Source organism: Modicisalibacter ilicicola DSM 19980 (assembly GCF_900128925.1).
Classification (GTDB): Bacteria; Pseudomonadota; Gammaproteobacteria; order Pseudomonadales; family Halomonadaceae; genus Modicisalibacter; species Modicisalibacter ilicicola.
The window spans coordinates 195149-203518 of sequence record NZ_FQUJ01000008.1 but is presented as its reverse complement, the minus strand read 5'-3'; the positions used below and the strand labels follow the sequence as shown (position 1 = coordinate 203518).

The 8370-nt window shown below is 61.5% G+C and carries 9 protein-coding genes; 6 read left to right on the top strand and 3 right to left on the bottom strand.

What is annotated here, in order from left to right:
• The 3 genes from BUA41_RS19255 to BUA41_RS10865 all read left to right on the top strand — a co-directional run.
• On the top strand, positions 1 to 941 hold a 941-nt coding region (locus BUA41_RS19255; RefSeq protein WP_217652804.1), incomplete at its 5' end, for a hypothetical protein.
• Entirely contained in the window at positions 938 to 1321 is a 384-nt protein-coding gene (locus tag BUA41_RS10870; RefSeq protein WP_072822678.1) for a hypothetical protein, read from the top strand. The genes BUA41_RS19255 and BUA41_RS10870, both read left to right, overlap by 4 nt.
• Before the next feature lie 363 nt (positions 1322 to 1684).
• A complete protein-coding gene (locus tag BUA41_RS10865; RefSeq protein WP_072822676.1) occupies positions 1685 to 2062 on the top strand; it encodes a hypothetical protein in 378 nt (125 codons plus the stop codon).
• A 147-nt stretch (positions 2063 to 2209) separates the two neighbouring features.
• Here BUA41_RS10865 and BUA41_RS10860 read toward each other — a convergent pair whose 3' ends face one another.
• Positions 2210 to 3907, bottom strand: coding sequence for an L-lactate permease (locus BUA41_RS10860; protein WP_072822673.1), 1698 nt, complete (start codon positions 3905 to 3907; stop codon positions 2210 to 2212).
• Between the two features lie 361 nt (positions 3908 to 4268).
• Here BUA41_RS10860 and BUA41_RS10855 point away from each other — a divergent pair, with 361 nt between their 5' ends.
• Both BUA41_RS10855 and BUA41_RS10850 read left to right on the top strand, forming a co-directional pair.
• Complete coding sequence (locus BUA41_RS10855; protein ID WP_072822671.1) at positions 4269 to 4988, top strand: glutathione S-transferase N-terminal domain-containing protein; 720 nt, start codon at positions 4269 to 4271, stop codon at positions 4986 to 4988.
• A gap of 80 nt (positions 4989 to 5068) precedes the next feature.
• Positions 5069 to 5758, top strand: a complete 690-nt coding sequence (locus tag BUA41_RS10850; protein ID WP_072822669.1) for a glutathione binding-like protein — start codon at positions 5069 to 5071, stop codon at positions 5756 to 5758.
• A gap of 38 nt (positions 5759 to 5796) precedes the next feature.
• Here the strand turns inward: BUA41_RS10850 and BUA41_RS10845 are convergent, their stop codons facing one another.
• Entirely contained in the window at positions 5797 to 6756 is a 960-nt protein-coding gene (locus BUA41_RS10845) for a threonine ammonia-lyase (protein ID WP_072822667.1), read from the bottom strand.
• A gap of 206 nt (positions 6757 to 6962) precedes the next feature.
• On the opposite strand from BUA41_RS10845, the gene BUA41_RS10840 reads away from it, so the two are divergent.
• A complete protein-coding gene (locus tag BUA41_RS10840) occupies positions 6963 to 7331 on the top strand; it encodes a phasin family protein (protein ID WP_072822665.1) in 369 nt (122 codons plus the stop codon).
• 41 nt (positions 7332 to 7372) lie between these two features.
• Here the strand turns inward: BUA41_RS10840 and BUA41_RS10835 are convergent, their stop codons facing one another.
• Positions 7373 to 8284 (bottom strand): DMT family transporter, encoded by a 912-nt coding sequence (locus BUA41_RS10835; protein WP_072822663.1) that lies wholly within the window; start codon positions 8282 to 8284, stop codon positions 7373 to 7375.
• Positions 8285 to 8370: the final 86 nt, after the last annotated feature.

The window sequence follows — 8370 nt, the reverse complement described above, 5'->3', positions numbered from 1 at the left end:
AGGCGGAATTGCTGGGCCAGGCGCCACCCGCGGTGCGCGAGAAATTCCGCGCCCTCAATCCGCATCTCGCTCAAGGGGCCAGGCCGGGCCAGATGGCCTTGCTCAGCGACCCCGATAATCTGATGTGCACCGCCGAAGACGCGCTGCTGGCCGATGCGGCAGCCCGGGTCGATGCCGCCCTAACGGCACTGGATGACGATGAAGCCCGGTTCATGGTCGAGCATTACGACGCCCTCGCCCCGTTTCTCGACTACTCCTCGGCAGGCGTAGGCGCCAGCACCGCGATGGTCGGGCAGCACCTGAGCAACGTCGAGCGCACGCTCATCGAGATCGAACGGCTTCATCAACGCAGCTTCGCCCGACACGGCCATCTCAACAGCCCCGACTTCTTCGCCCGGCGCCGCCGGCTCTTCACCCAGTTGGATAACGCGATGGGGGCGCTGGTCAAGCGCGGTACCGGCTTTCCCGACCATCCTTCGCTGCGCCATTCCCTGGGCATCTCCACCCGCAGCCTGACGCACCACTGGCGCCACGCGGGCGTTGGCGACATCCCCGGTTACGCCACCCATATCGAAGGCATTGCCCGGGCGTCCAAGTACATCAAGGCCGGCGGTTGGATCGGTGTCGGTCTGGGCGGTGTCGGCGCCTACGCCAAGGTACAGGAAGTCTGCGCAAGCGGACGCGAGGAGGAATGCAGCCGGGTGAAATATCAGGAAAGCGGGAAGTTTGTCGGGGGCGTCGGTGGTGGGCTTGCTGCAAGTGCAGGTGCCGGCTTTGTCGCCGGCACCGCTTGTGCAGCTATTGGTATAGCCACTGGTGGACTAGGTGGTATTGCCTGCGGACTTATCGTTGTCGGGAGTGCTGGAATCATAGGAGGTGCCATAGGTAGCTCCCGTGGAGAACGTTTTGGGGAGATGGTTTATGAGAGTACAGCTCCATGATTAAAGAATTATATATTCCCTTATGGGGCGGGCTTTTCTTGCTAATTTTCGTAGACTTGGCCATTTTGGTATATGTAGCTTTCACTAAATTGGAGGAGGTCGAAAAGTATTTAAAGAACTCTTCTGAAGTGATTGTACAGAGACGCATTTGGGGCGGAGGAGTGGTAGGCAGGATAATGCGTTTGACACGAGTCGGTGGTTTATTGATGCATCCAGAATTTTACCAAAAGCATGGCTTGGTTGACATTAAAGAAGTCCAAAGCATGCCGCGTGGATTAAGGCTATGGGTGGTAATACCCGGCTTTATTATTTTGGTGCTTTGCATCGCAATGTTCTCTTTATGGGCCTGGGATGAGGTCTTCCCCCATGTTTTCAACTAATTGATTCCTTGGTTGAATATTACATCAAGGCCGGCGGCTGGATCGGCATCGATCTGGGCGGCGTCGGCTCCTACGCCAAGGTGCAGGAAGCCTGTGCGACGGGACGCGAGGAAGAGTGCAGTCGGGTGAAATATCGGGAAAGCGGGAAGTTTCTCGGGGGTGTGGGTGGCGGGGTTGTAGCGGGAACTGCTTTATCGGGTACTACAGCGGCAACTATTTGCGGTGCTATTGGCCTAGCCACGGGCGGGCCGGGGGCATCGCCTGTGGGTTGATCGTGGTGGGGGCCGGGGGGATCGCGGGAGGTGGATTTGGCTCCATGACCGGGGAGTATTTTGGCAATAAAATTTATGAGGGCCAATCCCAATGGCTGGAACGCTGTATGTCTATTTGTTGGGAGGGATGTTTGCCTTGATATTTTCAAACATCGCCGTCTGGCTTTATGTGGCATTTTTCAAATTGTCGCAAGTTGAAAAGCACCTTTCGAACTGCCAGCTTGTCGAGAACAACCGCCGTATCTGGGGAGGAGGGCCCTTCGGAAGAATGTATCGATTAATGCAGATCAGCAGTATGCTATTGTTTCCCAAGCCGATCGTCAAAAATGGCGAGGCCGATCTTGAGGATATTCAAAACTTGCCCATCTCGCTGCGACGGTGGGTCAGGATTCCCTTCAATGTAGGATTGGCACTCTCTATATATCATGTTCGTGCTATGGGCCTGGGGCAAATATGCTGGCTGGCTTGAGTAGCCGTCGAGTCATCTTCACTGCCTCAACCTTTCATTCCCTCATGATCCACGGTCCTGACGAATATCCCCGCCATCATCCAGGGCACCCGATAAAAAGCCGCCCCGGCAGGATGCCGAGGCGGCCATGTCGAACGAACCGCGATCCTAGCCGTTCAGCAGGCCATCGCCGACGCCAAGCACGTAGAAGGCGATCAGGCCGATGATGCCGGCGAAGAGCACGTAGTAGATGGTCGGCAGGATCGTCTTGCGCAGGGTCGTGCCCTCGCGTCCGAGCAGGCCCACCGTCGCCGAGGCGGCCACCACGTTGTGGATGGCGATCATGTTGCCCGCCGCGGCGCCGACGGCTTGCAGGGCGACCATCATGGCGGTGGAGAGCCCCAGTTGTCCGGCGACGTTGAACTGGAAGTCGGACAGCATGAGATTCGAGACGGTGTTGGAGCCGGCAATGAAGGCACCCAGCGCGCCCACGGTCGGGGCAAAGAGCGGATAGATGCCGCCCACGCTGTCGGCGACGAACTGGGCCATGGCCACCGGCATGGAAACCAGGTCAGCCTGGTTGACCCCGGAGTTGATCAGGATGCGCACCATCGGGATGGTGAAGATCAGCACGAAGCCGGCACCCAGGAGAGTCCTGGTCGACTCGTGGAAGGCCGCACCGAGCTGGCCGCCACGCATGCGGTGCATGACCGCGGTGATCAACACCACCATCAGCAGGATGCCGCCGGGCAGGTAGAGCGGCTGGATGCTGCCGTTGATGCCGGCCTCGCCCAGGATATTGCTCCAGCTCAGGGCCAGCGATGTCAGGGCATTCTTGACCGGCTCCACGGTGCGCGAGATCACCAGCAGCACGGCGAGCAGCACATAAGGGAGCCAGCCCATGAAGGTCGAGATCGGTGTGCGCCCGGCCACCTGGTCGATCTTGATTTCCAGCTTGCCGATCCACTCGTCCGGCCAGGAGGTGGACTCCGGAAAGTCCCAGGTCGTCTTGGGCAGCAGGAAGCCCTTGCGGGCGGCGGGCACGACGACGGCCAGGCCGACCATGGCGCCGATCATCGACGGGAACTCCGGCCCGAGCAGCACGCCGGCCAGCATGTAGGGCACCACGAAGCAGATACCGGCGAAGATCGCGAAGGGCGCGATGTCCAGCCCTTCCTTCCAGGAGCGATTGGCACCGAAGAAGCGCACCATGATGATCACCAGGATCAGCGGCATGAAGACGCCCACGATGCCATGGGTGATCGCCACCTCGGAGGTGATCAGGCGGAAATAGGTTTCCCAGTTGCCGCCGTCGGCAACCAGCTGTTCGGTGATACCTGCCTTGTCGAGACCGCCGGTGACCCCGACCACGATGGGCGTGCCCACCGCGCCGAAGGAGACCGGCGTGGACTGGATCATCATGCCGACCACCACGGCGGCCAGCGCCGGGAAGCCCAGTGCCACCATCAACGGTGCCGCTACCGCCGCCGGGGTGCCGAAGCCCGACGCCCCCTCGATGAAGCAGCCGAACAACCAGGCGACGATGATCGCCTGCACGCGGCGATCGGGGCTGATGCCCGAGAAACCGTTGCGGATGGCGGCGATGCCACCGGAGTGCTTCAGCGTGTTGAGCAGCAGGATGGCGCCGAAGATGATCCACAGGATCGCCACGGTCAGCATCAGCCCCTGCAGCGTCGAGGCCACTACCCGGGTGAAGGTCATGTCCCATGCCAGCAGGGCGATCAGGGCGGTGACCACGTAGACGATAGGCATGGCGGTTCGTGCCGCCAGGCGAAAGCCGATCAGCAGGACTCCTGCCAGTAGCAGTGGCAGAAAGGCCAGCAGGGCAAGCAATGTTTGACTCATGAGGGGTAGCCTCGCGGGGGTTGTTGTCCAGCGAACCATCTGGCGCCAGACAGTACTGGTTCATCATTTTTCTGTCGCATCGGTGAATGCGTCGGGGCACGATAATTGCCGAGAGGCTTTTTTGCCATCCTTGGGTAATTGGTCTTACCAATGAGGTCTGTCGGTTTCATGCTGTTATAAAACATTGTTTTAAAAGGAATAATTTACTCGTTCAAGAAGCTCTGGAAGAGGGCTGAGGGCGCGAGAGGGTCGATGTCTTAGACTAATAGACAATCCCGATGGTGGCGTTTGAACCTCCATTGTCCCTTGGACCCGCACAATGCTAGCGTCTGAAGGCTGTCTGACTTTTCGAGGAGGCCCCATGGCCCGGTTGCTTTACGACCTCTGTGGTATCGACGATGAATTGCGTTTCTCACCCTATTGCTGGCGCGTGAAGTATGCCCTGGCGCACAAGGGCCTGGACTATACCGACAAGCCCTGGCACTTCACCGACAAGGACGCGATCGCGTTCTCGGAGCAGGGCAAGGTGCCGGTACTGGTCGATGGCGATGTGACCGTAATCGACAGCTACGAGATCTTCCGCCATCTCGACCGCACCTATCCGGACAAGCCGCTGCTCGGGGACCAGGCGGCCGAGGCCCGGGCGCGCTTCTTCAAGTTCTATAGCGAGCGCTCCCTGGCCCCGGGGATCCTGCGCACCGTGATCATGGACCTGTTCAATGCGGTGCATCCGAAGGATCGCGATTACTTTCGCCAGACCCGGGAGAAGGCCTTGGGGCGGACCCTGGAAGAAGTTCATGCACCGAGCAAGGGGCTGACCCTGCTCGACCAGGCGCTGGAGCCCCTGCGCGGTCGTCTCGCGGAGGCCGAGTTCCTGGACGGCGAGGCACCCGCCGGGGCGGACTACCTGGTCTTCGGCCATTTCATGTGGGCACGCAATGTCTCCAGCGCCGACCTGATCTCCAACGCCGATCCCGTGTACGCCTGGACCGAGCGTATGCTGGATCTGCATGAAGGCCTAGGGCGCAACGCCCTGCGCAGCGTCGATATTCAAGGTGCCTACCGCAACGCCGAGGCATGAACGATACGAGACGCCTATTGCCCCGGGCGCGACACGAGTGCAGGGGCGTCGGGCATCGATGAGCAAAAGGAGGTTGCAGCATGATCGATCTTTATTACTGGACGACGCCGAACGGCCACAAGATATCCATCTTCCTCGAGGAGGCGGGGCTGGACTACGAGATACATCCGATCAACATCGGCAAGGGGGAGCAGTTCACCCGGGAATTCCTGGAGATAGCTCCCAACAACCGTATTCCAGCGATCGTCGATCGGCGCCCCGCCGATGGCGGCCAGCCCCTGGCATTGTTCGAATCCGGGGCGATCCTCGAGTATCTTGCGGACAAGACCGGGGAATTCCTCCCCCGGGCCGGGCGGGAGCGCTACATGGCCCTGCAGTGGCTCTACTGGCAGATGGGTGGCCTGGGGCCCATGGCGGGCCAGAACCATCACTTCCGCAACTACGCCCCCGAAAAGATCGACTACGCCATCGCACGCTACATCAAGGAGACCTCACGCTTGTACGGCGTGCTCGACAAGCAGCTTGAGGAGCACGATTACGTCGCCGGCAAGGAGTACTCCATCGCCGACATGGCGATCTATCCCTGGGTCAAGCCCTACGAGAACCAGGGCCAGGACATCGAGGAGTTCCCCAACGTACAGCGCTGGATGGGGAATATCGCCAGGCGCTCCGCGGTCGAACGCGCCTATGCGCGTGCCGAGAAGATCAACCCCAAGGACGGAGTGGAAATGGACGACGAAGCGCGCAGGCATCTGTTCGGGCAGAAGTGATCGCGAGTCCCTGTGCCCCGCGGCAATGGCCATGGTCGTCAGGGGTCAGGGCGCCACAGGGTGTCGAGTTCGCCGCGGTCCATGTTGCCGCCGGTAACGACCACCACCACGTCGCCCGTGTCGGGCAAGTCGATCGCACCTTCCAGCAGGGCCGCCATTCCCACCGCGGCGCCGGGCTCGGCGAACAGCTTGGCCTGGCTCAGCAGGTGTTGCAGCGCCTGGGCAATGCCATCTTCGTTGACGGTGACCAGTTCGTCGACGTGGCGACGACAGAGGCGGTAGGTGTATTCGCCGACGAGCGCGGCGCCCAGGCTCTTGGCGCAGGTATGCACCCTCTCGAGCCGGTGGGGGCCGCCCTGTTTCCAGGCTTCGCGCATGCTCGCGGCGCCCTCCGGTTCCACGCCGATCAGCCGGATGTCCGGACGCAGGGCGTCCACGACCACGCCGATGCCCGAGATCAACCCGCCTCCGCCAATCGGACAGACGATCGTCGCCGCCTCGGGGGCCTGCTCGAGGATCTCGAGCCCCACGCTGCCTTGGCCGGCGATGATACGCAGATCGTCATAGGGGTGGACCAGGGTCAGGCCGCGTTCCTTCACGAGTTGGTGCATCAGCGTCCAGGCGTCGTTGATATCGCCATGCAGTATCACCTCGGCCCCCAGGGCTCGCGCGCCCTGTGTCTTGAACGGACTGGCATCCGCGGGCATGACGATGGTGGCCCGAGCCCCCACGCTGCGTGCCGCCCAGGCCAGCCCCAGGGCATGGTTGCCCGCCGAGACCGCTCCCAATCCCTTGCTCAGCTCTTCCTGGCTGGCGGTACGCACCCAGTTCAGGGCGCCTCGCGGCTTGAAGGAGCCGGTGCGCTGGAAGAGCTCGGCCTTGAGCCGCACCCGGCATGCAAGGCTGTCCGTCAAGGCATGGGCCGTCACCAGCGGCGTTGCCTCCAGGGTATCGCCGAGGGTCGCGCGCGCCTGTCGCAGGGTGTCGAGGGTCAGCATGGGTCCGGGCCTCGGGTCGATTGATGCTTGCCCTTGCAGCGTAGCTCAGCGCGACGAACCGATGCCTGGCACCCGGGCAACACGGGCGTGAAGCCCTTGGAGAAAAAAGATCCAAATCCGTTGTTGCACTGCAACAATGTCTTTGCTATTGTGCATTGCAGCGAAGGACGAGGTCCTTCCCCTAAGCCAACCGATGGAGGTGTTCAATGGCAACTACGAATACTGATCAAGTCACCAAGCAATTCGAATCCATGTTCTTCGGCCCGATGCGTTCCTATGCGGCTCTGACCGTGGAATACGCCGAGCGTGCACTCGACACCCAGTTCGAATTCGCCAAGGCCTATTCCAACGCCAGCATCGGCCAGGTTCGCGCCATGCTCGACATCAAGAACCCGGAAGATCTGCGCACCTTTGCTGAAAATCAGCAGAAGGTCGCCAAGGAGATGGGTGAGCGCCTGAAGGACGACACCGAGAAGGTCGTCGCCATGAATCAGGAATTCGCCCAGAAGAGCCAGAAGCTGGTCGAAGAGAACGTGAAGTCGGCTACCCAGACCGTTCAAAAGTCTGCCAAGTAAGTCGACTCGATTCCACACGCGACGTGTGGAACATCGACAGGTCACCGGTCATGGACCGGTGGCCTGTTTTTTTTGCTGGGTCGCCTGGGCTGGCGGGGCGGCGAGAGCCATTTGGGGAAGCGCAGGTTGATCACCGCGATACCGGCCACTACCAGCGCGCCGCCCGCCAGCTTGTTGACGCCCAGCGGGTCGTTCAACAGCCACATGCCGAGCAGGACCGCGAATACCGGCATGAGCAGTGACAGCGGCACGACGCGACTGACGGGGTGCTTCTGCAGCAGCCGGTACCACAGCGTATAGGCCAGGATCGACGACATCACGGCGGTATAGAACACCGCTCCCCAGCCGGCCCAGCTTGCCTGTGTCAGCGCCGCGACGTGGTCGGTCTCGAACAGCCAGGAGCCCAGCGCCACCTGAGGTATCGCGAAAAACGCGATCCAGCCGGCCAGCGTCAGCGGGGCAATCGGTGGTGCGACCTTGATCAGCAGGTTAGAGACGGCCCAGAAGAAGGCGCTGGCCAGCAACAGCAGCATGGGCAGCGCCGCGGGCAGCGATGGCCCGCCCGCCAGAACGACGACTCCCGCAAAGGACAGCACCAGCCCCAGCCAGCGACGCAGGTCGAGACGCTCCTTCAGGAAGGCCGCCGCCAGCAGGGTGGCGAAGGGCGTGCCCATCTGCACCAGCAGGGCACCCGTGCCGGCTTCGGCCTGGCCCAGCCCGATGAAGAGCAGTGGGAAATGTAGCCCGCCGAAGGTCACCGACAGCAGCAGCAGCCACGGCAATTGCGTGCGGTCGATGCGCGTGAAAGGCACCACCAGGACCGCCACCAGGGCGAAGCGCAGCGTCATCAGCAGCAATGGCGGCATATCCGCCACGCCCAGTTTGATCACGATGATGTTGAGCGCCCAGATGGCGATGACCACCAGGCCGAGGAGCAGGTCGCGAAAGGGCACGGATCGTCCTTGATCAGCAAGTAAGAGGAGGGCCAGTATAGAGAGATGAAAGGTAGCTGGCGAATGACCGGGGAGGCGAGGCAGGT

Bases quoted from the DNA above. Each gene is read 5' to 3' on its own strand.
- BUA41_RS10870 (WP_072822678.1), top strand. From the start codon at position 938: ATGATTAAAGAATTATATATTCCCTTATGGGGCGGGCTTTTCTTGCTA.
- BUA41_RS10865 (WP_072822676.1), top strand. From the start codon at position 1,685: ATGGCTGGAACGCTGTATGTCTATTTGTTGGGAGGGATGTTTGCCTTG.
- BUA41_RS10860 (WP_072822673.1), bottom strand. From the start codon at position 3,907: ATGAGTCAAACATTGCTTGCCCTGCTGGCCTTTCTGCCACTGCTACTG.
- BUA41_RS10855 (WP_072822671.1), top strand. From the start codon at position 4,269: ATGGCCCGGTTGCTTTACGACCTCTGTGGTATCGACGATGAATTGCGT.
- BUA41_RS10850 (WP_072822669.1), top strand. From the start codon at position 5,069: ATGATCGATCTTTATTACTGGACGACGCCGAACGGCCACAAGATATCC.
- BUA41_RS10845 (WP_072822667.1), bottom strand. From the start codon at position 6,756: ATGCTGACCCTCGACACCCTGCGACAGGCGCGCGCGACCCTCGGCGAT.
- BUA41_RS10840 (WP_072822665.1), top strand. From the start codon at position 6,963: ATGGCAACTACGAATACTGATCAAGTCACCAAGCAATTCGAATCCATG.